At 27.2% G+C, this 16,000-nt stretch carries 13 protein-coding genes; 5 read left to right on the top strand and 8 right to left on the bottom strand.

Annotated elements, in window-relative coordinates:
• Positions 1 to 36 precede the first annotated feature (36 nt).
• The 4 genes from AFAEC_RS00710 to AFAEC_RS00695 are packed head-to-tail and all read left to right on the top strand — an operon-like array spanning position 37 to position 5,366.
• Positions 37 to 1,224 (top strand): DNA cytosine methyltransferase, encoded by a 1,188-nt coding sequence (locus AFAEC_RS00710; RefSeq protein WP_026806734.1) that lies wholly within the window; start codon positions 37 to 39, stop codon positions 1,222 to 1,224.
• Positions 1,225 to 3,786: a sensor histidine kinase gene (locus tag AFAEC_RS00705; RefSeq protein ID WP_026806735.1), complete on the top strand. Its 2,562-nt coding sequence runs from the start codon at positions 1,225 to 1,227 to the stop codon at positions 3,784 to 3,786.
• Positions 3,770 to 4,687, top strand: coding sequence for a response regulator (locus tag AFAEC_RS00700; protein ID WP_026806736.1), 918 nt, complete (start codon positions 3,770 to 3,772; stop codon positions 4,685 to 4,687). The genes AFAEC_RS00705 and AFAEC_RS00700 overlap by 17 nt, the downstream gene beginning before the upstream one ends.
• On the top strand, positions 4,668 to 5,366 hold the full coding sequence (locus AFAEC_RS00695; RefSeq protein WP_051487633.1) for a metallophosphoesterase: 699 nt from the start codon (positions 4,668 to 4,670) through the stop codon (positions 5,364 to 5,366). Before AFAEC_RS00700 ends, AFAEC_RS00695 begins: the two co-directional genes overlap by 20 nt.
• Here AFAEC_RS00695 and AFAEC_RS00690 read toward each other — a convergent pair.
• The 3 genes from AFAEC_RS00690 to mgtE all read right to left on the bottom strand — a co-directional run bounded on the left by AFAEC_RS00690 (position 5,363) and on the right by mgtE (position 10,552).
• Positions 5,363 to 7,057 carry a hypothetical protein gene (locus AFAEC_RS00690; RefSeq protein ID WP_026806738.1) on the bottom strand — a complete coding sequence of 565 codons (1,695 nt, stop codon included), beginning with the start codon at positions 7,055 to 7,057 and terminating at the stop codon, positions 5,363 to 5,365. The two genes, AFAEC_RS00695 and AFAEC_RS00690, sit on opposite strands and share 4 nt — an antisense overlap.
• A 33-nt stretch (positions 7,058 to 7,090) precedes the next feature.
• On the bottom strand, positions 7,091 to 8,959 hold the full coding sequence (gene mnmG / locus AFAEC_RS00685; protein ID WP_026806739.1) for a tRNA uridine-5-carboxymethylaminomethyl(34) synthesis enzyme MnmG: 1,869 nt from the start codon (positions 8,957 to 8,959) through the stop codon (positions 7,091 to 7,093).
• 213 nt (positions 8,960 to 9,172) lie between these two features.
• Positions 9,173 to 10,552: a magnesium transporter gene (mgtE, locus tag AFAEC_RS00680; protein WP_026806740.1), complete on the bottom strand. Its 1,380-nt coding sequence runs from the start codon at positions 10,550 to 10,552 to the stop codon at positions 9,173 to 9,175.
• A gap of 518 nt (positions 10,553 to 11,070) precedes the next feature.
• On the opposite strand from mgtE, the gene ribE reads away from it, so the two are divergent.
• A complete protein-coding gene (gene ribE / locus AFAEC_RS00675) occupies positions 11,071 to 11,679 on the top strand; it encodes a riboflavin synthase (RefSeq protein WP_026806741.1) in 609 nt (202 codons plus the stop codon).
• Here ribE and mreC read toward each other — a convergent pair whose 3' ends face one another.
• Genes mreC through fabZ form a run of 5 tightly spaced genes read right to left on the bottom strand, consistent with a single transcriptional unit; the run spans position 11,680 to position 15,957 of the window.
• Positions 11,680 to 12,450, bottom strand: a complete 771-nt coding sequence (mreC, locus tag AFAEC_RS00670) for a rod shape-determining protein MreC (RefSeq protein WP_026806742.1) — start codon at positions 12,448 to 12,450, stop codon at positions 11,680 to 11,682.
• A gap of 3 nt (positions 12,451 to 12,453) precedes the next feature.
• On the bottom strand, positions 12,454 to 13,482 hold the full coding sequence (locus AFAEC_RS00665; RefSeq protein ID WP_026806743.1) for a rod shape-determining protein: 1,029 nt from the start codon (positions 13,480 to 13,482) through the stop codon (positions 12,454 to 12,456).
• Positions 13,483 to 14,709, bottom strand: a complete 1,227-nt coding sequence (clpX, locus tag AFAEC_RS00660) for an ATP-dependent Clp protease ATP-binding subunit ClpX (protein ID WP_026806744.1) — start codon at positions 14,707 to 14,709, stop codon at positions 13,483 to 13,485.
• A 10-nt stretch (positions 14,710 to 14,719) separates the two neighbouring features.
• Positions 14,720 to 15,502: an acyl-ACP--UDP-N-acetylglucosamine O-acyltransferase gene (gene lpxA, locus AFAEC_RS00655; protein WP_026806745.1), complete on the bottom strand. Its 783-nt coding sequence runs from the start codon at positions 15,500 to 15,502 to the stop codon at positions 14,720 to 14,722.
• A gap of 11 nt (positions 15,503 to 15,513) precedes the next feature.
• A complete protein-coding gene (fabZ, locus tag AFAEC_RS00650) occupies positions 15,514 to 15,957 on the bottom strand; it encodes a 3-hydroxyacyl-ACP dehydratase FabZ (RefSeq protein WP_026806746.1) in 444 nt (147 codons plus the stop codon).
• Positions 15,958 to 16,000: the final 43 nt, after the last annotated feature.

Raw genomic sequence — 16,000 nt, 5'->3', positions numbered from 1 at the left:
CATTAAAAAAATTATTTACTTCGTAAGGATTTATTTTTGATTTACATAGATTTATTCTCAGGTTGTGGAGGTCTTGCTTTGGGGCTTCATAATGCAGGATGGAAAGGTTTATTTGCAGTTGAAAAAAGTAAAGATGCTTTTGCTACTTTAGAACATAATCTAATAAATAAAAATTCTAATTTCACTTGGCCTAATTGGCTAGATAAAAAAAATCATGATATAAATAATATTATTGAAAAACATCAAAAAAATCTAAAATCTTTAAGAGGAAAAGTTTCTCTTGTAGCGGGTGGACCACCTTGTCAGGGCTTTTCAATGGCGGGGAGAAGAAAAGAAGAAGATGATAGAAATAAATTAATAGACTCTTATATAAAATTTATTGAACTTGTTCAACCTAAAATTCTATTTTTTGAAAATGTAAGAGGTTTTACTATTGGTTTTAAAAATGGTAGTAAAAGAGGAGAAGCATATTCTGTTCATGTTGTAAATAAGTTAAAGCAACTTGGTTATGATGTAAAAGGTAGAATAGTAGATTTTTCAGAGTATGGAATTCCTCAAAAAAGACAAAGATATATATTAGTAGGAACAAAAAAAGATAATGCAGAAAAGTTTTTTGATCTATTAGTACAGAATAAAGTAAATTTTTTTAAATCAAAGAATTTAGAAAAAGACACTGTATCTCTAAGTGATGCCATTTCTGATTTATTACAATCCCATGGAACAAAAGAATCTCCAGATACTAAAAATTTTAGAGCAGGTATTTATGCAAAAGCAGCAACAAGCTACCAAAAACTAATGCGTAAAGATAAGAATCTTACGAAGAAAATAGCAAGTAGTCATAGATTTGCAAATCATAAAAAAGAGACCATTGAAAAGTTTCAATACATTTTAAATTTTGGACGAGCAAATAAAAATATATCAGATGAAATAAAAGCAAAATACAACCTAAAAAAAAGAACAGTTGTTCCTCTATGTAGTGATTCTCCAACACCAACATTAACAACTCTACCTGATGATTATATTCACTATTGCGAACCAAGAATTTTGACTGTTAGAGAATATGCAAGAATCCAATCTTTTCCTGATAGCTATGAGTTTAAAGGTGGTTATACAACTGGTGGAGATAGAAGAAAAACAGATGTTCCAAGATACACTCAAATAGGAAATGCAATACCACCACTTTTTGCTGAACAAGCAGGACTTGTATTAAAGGATATGATTTAAATGAAATCTAATTTTAGAGAAGTCTCTTTTAGTACACATGCTCATATAAAAAATATCATTGGTAAAGAATTAATTAATGATGATAATGTAGCGGTAATGGAACTTGTAAAAAACTCTTATGATGCAGGAGCAACAAAAGTTATTATAAAATTTAAAAATTTAGTTGAGGATAAAAATAAACAATCAGAGTTAATTATAATTGATGATGGTATGGGTATGTCTGAAAATGATATATTGACAAAATGGCTTAATATAGCCTATTCATCAAAAAAAGAAAATTTTACTCAAAATAATCGTTACCAAGCTGGGAATAAAGGTGTAGGTAGATTTTCTTGCGATAGACTTGGAAAAAAATTAAATCTTTATACTAAACAGAAGAATGGTATTTTTATTCATTTAAAAATTTCTTGGAAAGATTTTGAAGATGCAAATAGAATAGATATTCAAATTCAAGATATTCCAGTACTAATTAGAGAACTAAATGAGTCTGAATTTAAAAATGAAACTGGCTTTGATATTTTTGAACATGGAACTATAATTCAGATAACTGATTTAAATGAAGAATGGATCGAATTTAATAAAAAAAATAATTTGTTTAGTGATATCGAAATTGATAAAACAAAACTTTTGAGGTTAAAAAATAGTTTAGAAAGATTGATAAATCCAAACCAATCATATGATGAGCAGAGTTTTAAAATTTTTATAAATGTTATTGATGAGTTAAATGAAGATAGTAGCACACCATATCATGAAAAAGTTACAGGCGAAGTAAAAAACCAAATATTTGAAAAGTTAGATTTTAAAACTACATTTATAGAATCTTTTATATCGGAAGATGGAAGTAAAATTGTTACAGAATTGAAAGATAAAAATGAAACTATTTTTAGACTTATAGAGAAAAATATAGATTTCCCACTTTTAAAAGACATTAAAATTACTATTTATTATCTAAATCCTTATGCAAAAGGTTTTTTTAAAAAGCAAACAGGTATTGATTCAGTTGAATTTGGTTCTGTATATTTATTCATAAATGGATTTAGAATTCCTCCTTATGGTGATAGAGAAAATGATGCATTTGGGCTTGAAGTTAGAAAAGGACAAGGAACTGCAAGATATTTTGGCAATAGAGAAATTTTAGGAAGAATTGAAATAAATGATTTTAATAATAACTTTAAAATTATTTCAAGTAGAGAAGGAATAGTTCAAAATAGTAGTTATAAACAATTGATAAGAGATTCTGAAAAACAAAATAGAAAATATAATGGTTACTTTTACACAACATTAAAAAGATTAGAAAAGTATGTTGTAGATGGTTTAAAATGGGATTCAATACCTGAAGGGATGAGAGAACCTACTATTCAAAAAGAGATTGTAGAAGGAAAATGGGATGAATCTAATGAAATTTATAAAATTGAAAAAAAAGAAGCTATTTTAAATACTAGTGAAATTATTAAGCAAATGCTTACTGTTAATCAGAAAAATATTTTAGATTTATATATCAATGATGAACTCATAGAAAATCTTATAGAAGATGATAAAGAAAAAACAAATAAGAAATTACAAGATTTTATAAAGAATTTTGGGAATTTATCTTCTGAAATACTAGATGAAAATACACAAAAGGCTATAAAAAAATTAACAAAAAATATTGATGATGAAAGTTTATCAAATAGTTTTAAAAATATTTTAGTTCAAAAAAAACGTATCGAAGAAGAACTGGAAGAAGAGAAACAAACAAAACAAGAATTATATAAATTATTTAGAAAGAAAATTAGAGACGATAGAAAGAAAGCAAAACTAAAAGAAATTAAATTAGAGGAACAATTAAAAGAAACAGAAGAAAAATTAAATCAAAAGAAAAAACATAATGCTTTTCAAGGTTCAATTTTAGGTACTGAAAAAAAATATATAATAGGTCTTCAGCATCAAATAAAACATTCCACGAGTAGAATTCTAAATAATTTACAGTTATTCTTGGAAGAAAAAGGAGTTGATTCTTTAAATAATGATGAAAAATCTTTTTTAAAAGTTATTTCAATGGAATCTTCTAAAATATTATCCATTGCAAATTTTATTACAAAAGCAAATTATAATGTACAAGCTACTGAGGCAGAAGATGATGATATTGTTAATTTTATCAATCATTATATTAATGAGATTTATATTAATGAATCAAAAATAATAGATACTAATTTTAATGAAATCAAAATTAATACAAATGAAATTGAATATAAATGTAAATATATACCTCTAGAAATAACTACAGTAATTGATAATTTAATTTCAAATGCAGAAAATGCTAATGCTAAAATAATTTCATTTGAATTTATTAGAAATAATTGTGAACTTGTATTAAAAATTTCAGATGATGGCAATGGAATAAAACCAAATATCATTAATAATATTTTTGACTTTGGAACAACAACAACAGATGGATCAGGAATAGGATTATATAATGTAAAATCTACAATAGAAAGTATGAATGGAACAATTTCTGTAGAATCAGATGGATCAAGTTTTTCTATATTTACAATAAGGATAAATAATGAAATTAGTGTATAAGATTCTTTGGCTTGATGATAATATTGATGCTTTTATAGAAGATAGGCATATCAATAAAATTAAAGATTTCTTAGAAAATGAAGGTTTTGAAGCTGAGATTATTACTATAAAGGAAGTGGATGACTTTTTTCATAAGTTAGACGATAGCTTTGACCTCATATTAACTGATTTTCATATGAAAGATATGAATGGTGATGAAGTTGTAAGAAAAATTAGAAAAGAAAGCCATATATTTACTGAAATATTGTTTTATACTGCACAAGCTGATTTAAAGAATACAGATAAACTAGATAGAATTTCATTTTTACAAACTACAAAAAATCATCATAAACAAGTTGTAGAAAAAATTAAACTATTGATTAGTTTAACCATCCAGAAATTTCATGATATTGTTGTTATGCGTGGAATGATAATGAATGAAACAAGCGAAATGGACAATGAAAAACTTAAAATTATCAAAAAATATATTGATACAAATTTATCTGAAACAAATGAATTAAAGAATAGTATCTTAGAAAGAATTAATGAGCATTTTTCAGCTAAACTTGGATACGTAAATGGTGATTGGAAAAATAAAAATAATGGATTTAAGAACTTAATTAAAGATAATTTTGTTTTTAGTGCTGATTATAAAATAGAAACGTTAGGATGGATTTTAAATAAATTATCATTAACAGATTTTTCAGAATGTTATAAAAATGAAATAATAAATTTAAGAAACAAGTTCGCTCATGCGACACTTTTAGAAGAGAAAGATAATAATGGAAAAGTATTAAGAAAATATTTTAAATCTGGTGAAGATGGAATGACTTTTGATGAAGAATTATGTAAAACAATTAGAATAAATATTGCAAAACATAAAAAACTTTTAAAAATTCTTGATGATAAACTCAATGAGTAGGTTAATTATCTATGGAGATATTCATGGATGTTACGATGAATTCATCTCTCTTAGAAATCAAATAAATCCTCAAAAAGTTGATATTGAAGTTTGTGTTGGTGACATCATCACAAAAGGAAAAAATAGTGTTAAAACTCTTAATTTTATTATTAAGAATAATATTAAATCAATTCGTGGTAATCATGAAGACAAAATCATAAGATACTTCAATCATCAAAAATCAAATAAAAAAAATCCTATAGTTTTAGATAATGATGAACAAAATATTATAGATAATCTAACAGAAAAACATATTCAATTTTTAGAAAACTTACCACTTTTTTTGAGATTTGAAAATATAACTATTGTCCATGGTGGATTACAGAATCATATGAATTTAGATAATTTATCAAAAAAAGATAAACAAAAGATTCTAAGACTTAGATATTTAGATGGAAATTATGAATTTCTAGCTTATGGGAAAGAAGATGAAAAATCAATTTTTTGGGCAGATCTTTATGATGGAAATCAAGGTTTTATAGTTTATGGACATCAATGGTTTCAAGAAATTAAAAAGAGTAAATTTGCATTAGGAATAGATACAGGTTGTGTTTATGGAAATCAACTAAGCGCAATAGTTTTTCCTAATATTAAGGAATATCCAAATTATAAAATCTACTCTCTAAAAGCTTTATTTTAAGAATTACTAACTTTATGCAATAATCTTAACACCCATCTCTCAAGAACTTCTTCATGTTCATTTTCATCATTGATTTGAGCATGTCGATGAGTATTAAATTTTAAACTATTCAAATTATTATACTCATCTTTTATTGTTTCTAAAAGTTTTTGTTCTGAATATCTCATCTCAAGGATTTTTACAATATCTTCTTCTAATATAGTTTTTTCCGAAGATATAACCCATGTTGCAAAATCATTATTATCAGACTCTACTTCAAGTAAAACTATCCTAGTATCATTATACTCAAAAGAGCAACTAACATATTGTTTTATTCTATTATTAATCATGCATGAACTTATTATTTCATTATTTTTTGTATAACTTACAGGAATATTTTTAGGTATATCATCGTATAAAAATTCACTAACAATATTTGAATTTTCAATAAACTCTATACTTTCTAAAAAAATATCAAACATTGGTGGTTTAGATATATTATTTTTATTTTCATCATCATTTTCTAATTTTGTTTGCTGAGCAGTTTCATCTCCTGAACTTATTCCTTTTGAAAAACTTACAGATATCTCTCCTTTTTTTTCTTCACCAGTTGTTATTGAAATATTCCCACCTTTTTCTTCAAGTAATCCATAGGTAATATCTTTATTTAATAATGACAAGTTTTGATTGTTCTCAAGTTCTTTAATTGTGTGTGTACCATAAATTAATGATGGAGTTCTTGTAACCACATTAGTTTTTCTTTTTCTAGGTTTTCTACCTTTGATATTTAATTTATCTTCACCATCCGCGTCAATTTCACTATCTTTTCTCTTCTTTTTAAGAACAGTGAGCTTTTCAAAATCTAAAGTTGAATCATCATTTTGTATTTCATTTACTAAATAAGTCTTTTTATTTGATAATGTATCTTTTATTTCAAGATATCTTATTTTAATATTGAAAGTTTCTCTTGTAGGAAATAGTGCTGTAATAGGGATGATATTTGTAACTTTATTTGCCATATCCATTTTATTTTTAAAAGAAGATATAGATCTAGAAAAATCAATAAATCCTTTTTGTGAAATTTCATTTGTTAAAAATCTGTAGATAAATGGTCCATCTAATTTTGAAGCATTTGATTCTAAAACTAAAATAGCATTTGATTTATCTGTAAGATTTGAATTCTTTCTATCACACAAATTAAAAGGATTACTTTTATATAAAGCTTCTTTCATCGATGAAGACCTAAAATAATAATACAATGCTACTATATATGAAGGAATTACATATCTTTCTTCTTCATTTTCATGTACATAACAATAATTACTCCCAAATTTAAATGCATTAAATTCACTCTCACCTAAAATACTTTTAATACTATCTTTTGATAATACTTTATACAAAGGTATTTGTTCCTTCATTTTAGAAGTATCAATTTCAAGGTATTTTTCAAATTGATTCGTATCTTTATTTACAAACTTACCTTCTTTGTATATATTACCTATTTTAAATTTATATCTTAAAAGCTCAGGAGCAACTTCAACTGTTTCTACAAAATTAGTTTTTATGTTTTGGAATTGAACTAAAAAATTATGGCTATATTTATTCAAATGATTGTACTTTATTCCAAGAATAGCATTCAATTTATAATTTGAATGCTTTCCTTTTTCAGATTGCATAAAATCTAGTGTTAGATTATTAAGAGCAGTTGTCATAAATTATTATCAACTAGTGTATATTATCATTAATTAGTGTGTCTTACAAAACATATTCAAATTAAGATGAATAATATCAAGTGCTGCTGGAGTTATACCAGAAATTAGACTTGCATTATAAAGTGTTGGTGGTCGATGTTTTTCAAGTTTCTCAACAACTTCATTTGAAAGTCCTGGAAGTCCTTTATATGAGAACTCTTCAGGAATAGATAGTTTTAGCATCTTCTTCATTTTTTCTATCTGTTTTTGTTGTTTTTGAATATACCTATAATATTTTGCTTCAATAATTATCTGCTCTTTTAAATACTCATCAATATCTTTTAAACTAGGTACTATTACATCAAATTTATCTTTATCAATAGTGTTTCTTCCTATTAAATCTATCAATAAAACCTTATCATTGATTTTCTCTTCTCCAATACTTTCAAGAAGTTCTAAAGTCTCTTTTTTTGAAGTTATCCAACTATTTGCCATAAATTCAACTGCTTCTTGTAAAATTCTTCTTTTTTCTTCTACCTTATCCATCTGCTCTTTTGAGATTAATCCCAACTCATATCCATATTGGCTTAGTCTTAAATCAGCATTTTCTTCTCTTAAAAGAAGTCTATATTCAGCTCTACTAGTAAACATTCTATAAGGTTCATGTGTCCCTTTTGTAACTAAATCATCAATTAAAACCCCAATATATGCCTCATCTCTTCGTAAAATAAAAGGCTCTTTTTCATCTATGCTTAAAGAAGCATTTATACTAGCCATTAACCCTTGTGCTGCTGCTTCTTCATATCCTGTTGTAGCATTTATTTGCCCTGCATGATAAAGATTTTTTATCTTTTTAGTTTCCAAAGTGTGTTTTAGCTCTGTTGGATCAACATAATCATACTCAATAGCATATCCATATCGTACAATTTTTGCATTTTCAAGCCCCTTTACAGAGTGTATCATCTTCTTTTGAACTTCAATAGGAAGTGAACTTGACATACCATTTATATAATACTCTGTACATTTTGATGTTTGTGGTTCTAAAAATAGTTGATGTCTCTCTCTTTCACTAAACCTTTTTACCTTATCTTCAATACTAGGACAATATCGTGGTCCTGAACCTTGAATTTGTCCAGTATATATTGGGGCTCTATGAAAATTTTGTGAGATAATATCATGAGTATCAAGATTTGTGTATGTTACATAGCAAGGATATTGAGTTGGGTTAAAACTTTTTTTAGGCGTTCTAAATGAAAATGGAGTTGGTTTTATATCTCCACCATGCATATCCATAACACTAAAATCAATAGAGTTTGCATCAAGTCTTGATGGAGTCCCAGTTTTTAATCGTCCTACATTTAAACCTAACTCTTTTAATTGAATAGAAAGTGTACTAGATGGTAATTCCCAAGCTCTTCCAGCTGAATAAGTATTCTCTCCAATATGAATTAAACCTCTCATAAAAGTTCCAGTTGTAAGAATAGTTTTTAAAGATTTAAACTCTTCTCCTAACTTTGTTTTTACACCCAAAACTTCATCTTTTTCAACTATTAAAGAGCTTACTTCATCTTGATAAATATCCAAGTTTGGTGTACTATGGCAAACTTTTCTCATATACTCTTTGTATTCATCCATATCAATTTGAGCTCTAGTTCCTTGAACAGCAGCACCTTTTGAGTCATTTAAAATACGAAACTGTATTCCAGTTGCATCTGTACAAAGTCCCATTTCCCCACCAAGAGCATCTAGCTCTCTTACTAAATGCCCTTTAGCTAAACCACCAATTGCAGGGTTACAACTAGCTGCTCCTATTTGTTCAACAAGCATTGTTATTAATAGTGTTTTTTTGCCAAGTCTTGCACCAGCAAGTGCTGCTTCTATACCTGCATGACCTGCACCAACAACGATAATATCGTATTGCATTAATTTTCCTTTTTAAAGAGTATCAGATTTTTAAATATTAGTAAAAATTAGCTTCTTATGAATTTTTGGTGATTATATCCAAATTTTATCTAAAGGTTTTTTAAGTGTTTATAGGTCTTATATGAGAAATAACAAAGATTGATGAAAATATAATATTTTAACTTATAGAAATTTTTATAGAACAATGGCTAATTATTAGCCATTATCTAACATTTAAGGTGTTGGAAAATCAAGAATTGCAGTTGCAATAGAAAAGAATATCAAAACACCAACCGCATCAGTTATTGAAGTAATAAGTGGTGAACTAGCTGATGCTGGGTCTAGTTTAAATTTACTTAGTAAAAATGGTAATGACATTCCAACGATACTACCAAACATTACTATGAAAATCATAGATAAAGATACAACTAGTGCTATAGTATAACCACCTCTATAAACACCTATAAAAGTTACAGCTAAAGCCATAGTTAATCCAAGTAAAGTAGCTATAACTAGCTCTTTTCCAATCATACTGCCCCAATCTTTTAATTTAATATCTCCTGTAGCCAAAGCTCTTACTGTTAATGTAGCAGATTGAGAACCAGCATTTCCTCCACTACCTATAAGTAGTGGTAAAAAGAATACAAGAGCAATATATGCTGATATTGTATCTTCAAAATATGCTATTCCTGCACTTGAGAATATATTACCAAAAACTAAAATAACAAGCCAATAAATTCTTTTTTTATAAAGTGTTGAGATTGTTGCTTCTTTTATATTTGTTATTAAATCAGCTTTTCCATGTTTATTTACTTCAACACTTGTACCACTCATTTTTTGGAAATCTTCTTCAGCCTCTTCAATAGCTACATCAATAACATCATCATAAGTGATTATACCCATAAGAGTATTGTTATCATCAATAACAGGTGCTATAACTAAATCATAATCTTTTATTACCTTAACACAAAACTCTATTGGATCAGTAGCTTTTAAAGATATAGGATTACTTCTCATAAAATCTTCTATTAAACTTTCTGGTTCTGCCATAATCAATGCTTGTAAAGAAACACTTCCTAAAAGCTCTCTATTCTCATTTATTACAAATGTTTCATAAATAGTCTCAATATCACCTGCAATTTTTCTCAAATATGATATTGCTTCCAATGCATTCATATTAGCTTGTAATGTAGCATAGTTTGATGTCATAAGTGAACCAATTACATTTTCATTATATGATGATAATTTTATGATATCTTCTTGTTCTGCTTTATTTAAAATAGGTAAAATTCTATCTTGTAGTGTTTCTGACATTATATTAAATAAATCAGCTCTCTCATCACTTGGCATCTTTTCAAGAAGTTCTTTAATCATTGTTCTATCCATAAAATCAAGGATAGTTAATTGCATTTGCTCATCTAAATATCCAAATAGTTCTGAACTATTTTTTAGTGGCATCAAAGATATAAAATTAAAAATATCTTGAGGGTTTAATTCCTCAAAAGCTTCTATTAAATCTACTGGATATGTATTATGTAAGATTTTTACAATCTCTTTTTTACTTTGATTTTGAATAACATTTTTTATGTTAAAAATTAACTCTTTTTTATTCATATTTTACTCCATACAATTTTATTTAATTTACAATAGTTAAGTACTATAGTGATTACAATCTACAAATAAGATTTTAAAGATTATTATACAAAACTATCAACTTTGGTTTAAAGCAATTTACATGAAGTTTTAATGATTTATATGATTTTTAAGGTTTATATTAATATTTTAAATACTCAATATTATATTAATCATAAAATAAAACTTCATGAATCTACTCTGACTACCATCTGAATCCATCTCTGCTCCTTTTATGAAATATCTAAGGTTGAAACAGTTTAGAAAAATAACTCTTAATTCTTAATTAATAGAAATTTAACTTATTTATCTTTTTATATATTGTTAATAATTCAAGTTATTAACACTAGTATATTTATCTATATTCTTAAGTAAAGAAGCATCTAATTTATTTAAATTATCATTTAATGATATTTTATATGGCTTTTGCTATTATTGGGTTTAGTATTAAGAAATAATTTAAATTTGAAATATAAAGATTAAATAAAAAGGGTTTTTAAGTGTTTACAGGACTTATAAGAGAATTAGCAAATGTAGAAAGCTTTTCAAATAATATTTTAACTCTAAAATCAAACTACAAACCAAAAATTGGAGATTCAATAGCCATAAATGGAGCTTGTTTAACAGTTGTAAAAATCAATAGTAACTCTTTTAGTGTTGAACTATCTCCTGAAAGTACAAGCCTTTTAGCACTTGAAAACTATAAAAATTTAGTTCATATTGAACCAGCTATGCAAATGGGTGATAGATTTGAAGGGCATATAGTACAAGGACATGTTGATTGTGTTGGAACTATCATAAAAATAGAGAAAAAAGGAAATTCAACAGATTTCTTTATATCAATTCCTAAAGATTTTTTAAAATACATGATACCAAAAGGAAGTGTTACAATAGATGGAGTCTCTTTAACAATAAATGAAATTTTAAAAAGTGAGTTTAGACTTACAATAATTCCACATACAATAGAAAATACTCTTTTTAAAACTTATAAAGTAGGATCTAAAGTAAATATTGAAACAGATATGTTTGCAAGATATATCTATAATATGTTTAAAAAAGATGATAGCTTATCTTGGAGTGATATTGATAGGATAATGGCTAATTATTAACTATTTTTGAAATGGAGTACTTCCATAGATATAAAAATATCTCTTTTTACTCGCATTTATATATGGTTTAACTTTAGCTATTTTCATATCAGCCAAAGTTATAACTTCTGTTACGACACCTACTTTTAATCCCTCATAAAATATATTATCCATTCCAGAAGTTATCACCTCATCCCCTTCACTAATCTCTGCAAGAATTGGAATAAATTTTATTTGAAGACTACTTTCACCCTCACCAGCCATTATAATTCCAGGGCTTTTTTCATCTCCAATAAAAACAGAATATGAACAATCTTTATTTCCATTTAAAAGACCTATTGCCCTATCATCTTGATTTATAACTATTCCAGCTGCAAAATTATCTGAAATCAAACCAAAAATTTTATCACTTTGAAGATATTTTCCTAGCCAAACTCTTGTAAAATCATTAAAACTTATATATGAGATAACCTTTACAAGTTCAACTTGAGTTTCTGTTTGAGCTAAATTTAAATTTGTTAAAAACTCATTTTTTATTGCAAGTTCTTCTTTTGCAATATTATATAAAATTTTATAATCTTGTAACTCTTTATTCTCTATTTTTAGTTTTTCTATTATTTTTGCTTGATTAAAATATTTTTCAAAAGATGTAGAAATATTCAAAACATTTTTTATATAAAATGCCTTAATATCATTTATAAATGTAAAATTTTTTACAATTAGTTCATCTACTTTAAATATATAAGATAGTATAGCTATTGTAAAAAATGCTACAAAAATTAGCTTTCGCATTTGTTAATGTGTAATTAATTTTAATAATTCTGGTTGTTCTAATACTTGACTTGTTCCATAAGCAACAGATAAAAGTGGCTCATCAGAAATTTTTACAGGAAGTTTTATAATATCTGCAAGATATTTATCTAAACCTCTTATTAAAGCTCCACCACCAGTAATAATTACTCCATTATCAACAATATCACTTGCTAAATCTGGTGGCATATTCTCTAATACACTTTTTATTGCACTAGCTATCTCTCTTAAAGGCTCTTTTATTGCTGTTCTTACACCTTCACTTCCAAACTCAATAGTTGAAAGAAGCCCAGAGTTATCTCTCCCTTTTACTTGCATTTTTAGTTCTGTTTCAAGTTTTATTGCCGCACCGATTTCAATTTTTATATTTTCAGCAACTCTTTCACCAATAAATAAATTATAATTTTGTCTTACATGTTCAATGATAGCTTTATCTATTTTATCTCCACCAACTTTGATTGATCTACATAATACAAGACCTCCCAAAGATGTAACTCCAATTTCTGTAGTTCCTCCACCAATATCAACAATTACATAACCAGATGGTCCTGATACATCAATTCCAGCACCAATAGCAGCTGCCATTGGCTCTTCAACTAAGAAAACTTCTCTAGCCCCAGCACTCATAGCTGACTCTTCAACTGCTTTTTTCTCAACTTGAGTGATTCCATAAGGGATACAAATAATAACTCTTGGTCTAATAAATGATTTTCTTGAATGTGCTTTTTCAATAAAATATCTAATCATTCGCTCAGTCATCTCAAAATCAGCAATAACTCCATCTTGCATTGGACGAACTGCTTTGATATTTAGTGGAGTTTTTCCTATCATCTGCTTAGCTTCTTGACCAACTGCTAAAATTCTATCTTTTCCATGTTTTTCACTCTGAATTGCTACAACTGATGGCTCATTTATAATTATCCCTTTACCTCTTACTGAAACTACTGTATTTGCAGTACCTAAATCTATTGCCATATCATTTGAAAAAAAGCCTATTAATTTATCTACAATCATCTATTTATCCTTTGCTATAACTTTTGGTTCATCAGTTTTTAAAACAACATCTTTTGTAATAATAATTCTTTTATTTTTATATTTTGGAAGATCAAACATAATATCCAACATAATATCTTCTAAAATAGACCTAAGCCCTCTTGCTCCTGTTTTCCTCTTAATTGCTAAATCAGCAAGTTCCAAAAGAGCTTCTTTTTCAAACTCTAAAGTAACTTTATCCATCTCAAAAAGTTTTATATACTGTTTTATTAAAGCATTTTTTGGTTCAGTTAAAATATGAACCATATCCTCTTTTGTAATTTCATTTAAAGTTGCAACCATATGAAGTCTTCCAATAAGTTCTGGAATAAGTCCATATTTTACCAAATCATCTGTTTCCACTTTTGAAATAAGTTTTGATTCATCATTTTTTGATTTCTTTTCATGATTAAATCCTAAAACATTTGAACCCTGTTTTCTTTTTATAATATCTTCCAAACCATCAAAAGCTCCACCACAAATAAATAAAATATTTGAAGTATCAACTTGTAAAAGTTCTTGACTTGGATGTTTTCTTCCACCTTTTGGAGGGATATTTACTAAAGCTCCTTCAACAATTTTAAGTAGTGCTTGTTGAACTCCCTCTCCTGAAACATCTCTTGTTATACTTCTATTTTCACTCATTCTTGCAATTTTATCAATCTCATCAATAAAAATAATCCCTCTTTGAGCTTTTTCTACATCACCACCAGCAGCTTGAACAAGTCTTGTTACAACATTTTCAACATCATCTCCAACATATCCAGCTTCTGTTAAACTTGTTGCATCAGCAATTGCTAGTGGAACATCAAGATATTTTGATATAGTTTGAGCTAGAAGTGTTTTCCCACTTCCTGTTGGTCCTATTAAAAGTACATTTGATTTATTTAGTTCAATATCACTTTCAAGTTCATCTTTTCTAAAGATTCTTTTATAATGGTTATAAACGGCAACACTTAAAACTTTTTTAGCTCTTTCTTGTCCAATTATATACTCATCTAAAATCTTTTTTAATTCAGCTGGTGTTTTAATTTTAATATCTTTTGGTTTCTTTGAGTTTGAAATTTCATTTTGTACTAGAATTTCACCATTCATAATATCATAAGCTGCACCAACACAAGATTTACAAATACAAGCATTATCACCAGTTATCACAGGATTAGCTTTTGTATCAGCTGCTCCACAAAAATCACAAATTATTTTACTCATCTTTTATTATCTACTTTCTATTAAAAGGAATTCCTCTTTTTGTATTTAATACAAAACTAGCTAACTCTTTTACATATTTATTTTTATCATTCTCAAATAGCTCTTTTGCCACTTCTTGTAAAGGATTTCCTGATTCAAAAAGCTCTCTATATGCATGTTTAATCGCATCAATATCTTCTCTATTATCAAATCTTCTTCTAAGCCCCGTTAGATTTAATCCTCTAAGAATTGCTTTATTCCCTTCTGCTAAACAATATGGTGGAATATCTTGTGTAACTGCACTAGCTCCTCCAATCATTACTTGTGTTCCTATTTTACAAAATTGATGAATTGGAGTTAATCCACCAACTACAACAAAATCCTCACACTCAACATGCCCAGCTAATGTTGCTCCATTTGCAAAAATACAATTATCTCCTATAATACAATCGTGAGCCACATGAACATAGCCCATAAATAAATTATTACTTCCGATTTTTGTAATTGATCCCCCACCAGCAGTTCCAGGGTTAAATAAAGTATATTCTCGTATTTTATTATTATCCCCAATTATTAACTCAACATCTTCTCCATTGAATTTTAAATCTTGAGGAATTGTACCTATAGCAGCATGTGAAAAAATATGATTATTTTTTCCAATTGTTGTTTTTCCAGCAATAACTGTATGAGAATCAATAATTGTTCCATCACCAATTTTTACATCTTTTCCTATAATTGTAAAGGCACCAACTGTTACATTCTCACCTAAAATTGCACCATCTTCAATAATGGCAGTTTTGTGAATATTATTCATTTTAATCCTAATTATTTATCAACAATCATAGCTTTAAATTCAGCTTCAGCAGTTAGTTTCCCATCAACATAAGCTTTACCTTCAAGTACCATTAATGAACTTTTCATTTTAACTGCTGTTAATTCATAATCTAGTCTATCCCCTGGTCTTACAGGATTTCTAAATTTTGCTTTATCTATACTCATAAAATAGATAACCTTCTCTTTCATCTGCTCATCTGTAAGTCCTGAACTTTTAAGAGCTAGAACTCCTCCACATTGTGCCATTCCTTCAAGTATCATAACACCTGGATAGATTGGATGACCAGGGAAATGCCCTTGAAAAGCTGGTTCAGATATAGAGATATTTTTAAACCCTTTAATAGATTTTGATATTTCCATATCTGTAATTCTATCTACTAATAAAAGTGGGTATCTATGAGGTAAAATCTCTTGAATTTGTATAATGTCAAACATATTTTAATCCTGAATAAAAATTTGTTAAAGTTGAAGATTATAT

Origin of the sequence: Aliarcobacter faecis, assembly GCF_013201705.1 — a bacterium.
GTDB classification, from domain to species: domain Bacteria; phylum Campylobacterota; class Campylobacteria; order Campylobacterales; family Arcobacteraceae; genus Aliarcobacter; species Aliarcobacter faecis.
The sequence above is the reverse complement of the archived record's forward strand: the minus strand, read 5'-3'. Positions and strand labels throughout refer to the sequence as shown.

What these genes read in the sequence shown, in the direction of transcription:
- mreC (WP_026806742.1), bottom strand. Translation starts at nt 12,450, where the DNA reads ATGCGAAAGCTAATTTTTGTAGCATTTTTTACAATAGCTATACTATCT.
- AFAEC_RS00665 (WP_026806743.1), bottom strand. Translation starts at nt 13,482, where the DNA reads ATGATTGTAGATAAATTAATAGGCTTTTTTTCAAATGATATGGCAATA.
- AFAEC_RS00705 (WP_026806735.1), top strand. Translation starts at nt 1,225, where the DNA reads ATGAAATCTAATTTTAGAGAAGTCTCTTTTAGTACACATGCTCATATA.
- AFAEC_RS00690 (WP_026806738.1), bottom strand. Translation starts at nt 7,057, where the DNA reads ATGACAACTGCTCTTAATAATCTAACACTAGATTTTATGCAATCTGAA.
- mgtE (WP_026806740.1), bottom strand. Translation starts at nt 10,552, where the DNA reads ATGAATAAAAAAGAGTTAATTTTTAACATAAAAAATGTTATTCAAAAT.
- mnmG (WP_026806739.1), bottom strand. Translation starts at nt 8,959, where the DNA reads ATGCAATACGATATTATCGTTGTTGGTGCAGGTCATGCAGGTATAGAA.
- fabZ (WP_026806746.1), bottom strand. Translation starts at nt 15,957, where the DNA reads ATGTTTGACATTATACAAATTCAAGAGATTTTACCTCATAGATACCCA.
- AFAEC_RS00695 (WP_051487633.1), top strand. Translation starts at nt 4,668, where the DNA reads ATGATAAACTCAATGAGTAGGTTAATTATCTATGGAGATATTCATGGA.
- lpxA (WP_026806745.1), bottom strand. Translation starts at nt 15,502, where the DNA reads ATGAATAATATTCACAAAACTGCCATTATTGAAGATGGTGCAATTTTA.
- AFAEC_RS00700 (WP_026806736.1), top strand. Translation starts at nt 3,770, where the DNA reads ATGAAATTAGTGTATAAGATTCTTTGGCTTGATGATAATATTGATGCT.
- clpX (WP_026806744.1), bottom strand. Translation starts at nt 14,709, where the DNA reads ATGAGTAAAATAATTTGTGATTTTTGTGGAGCAGCTGATACAAAAGCT.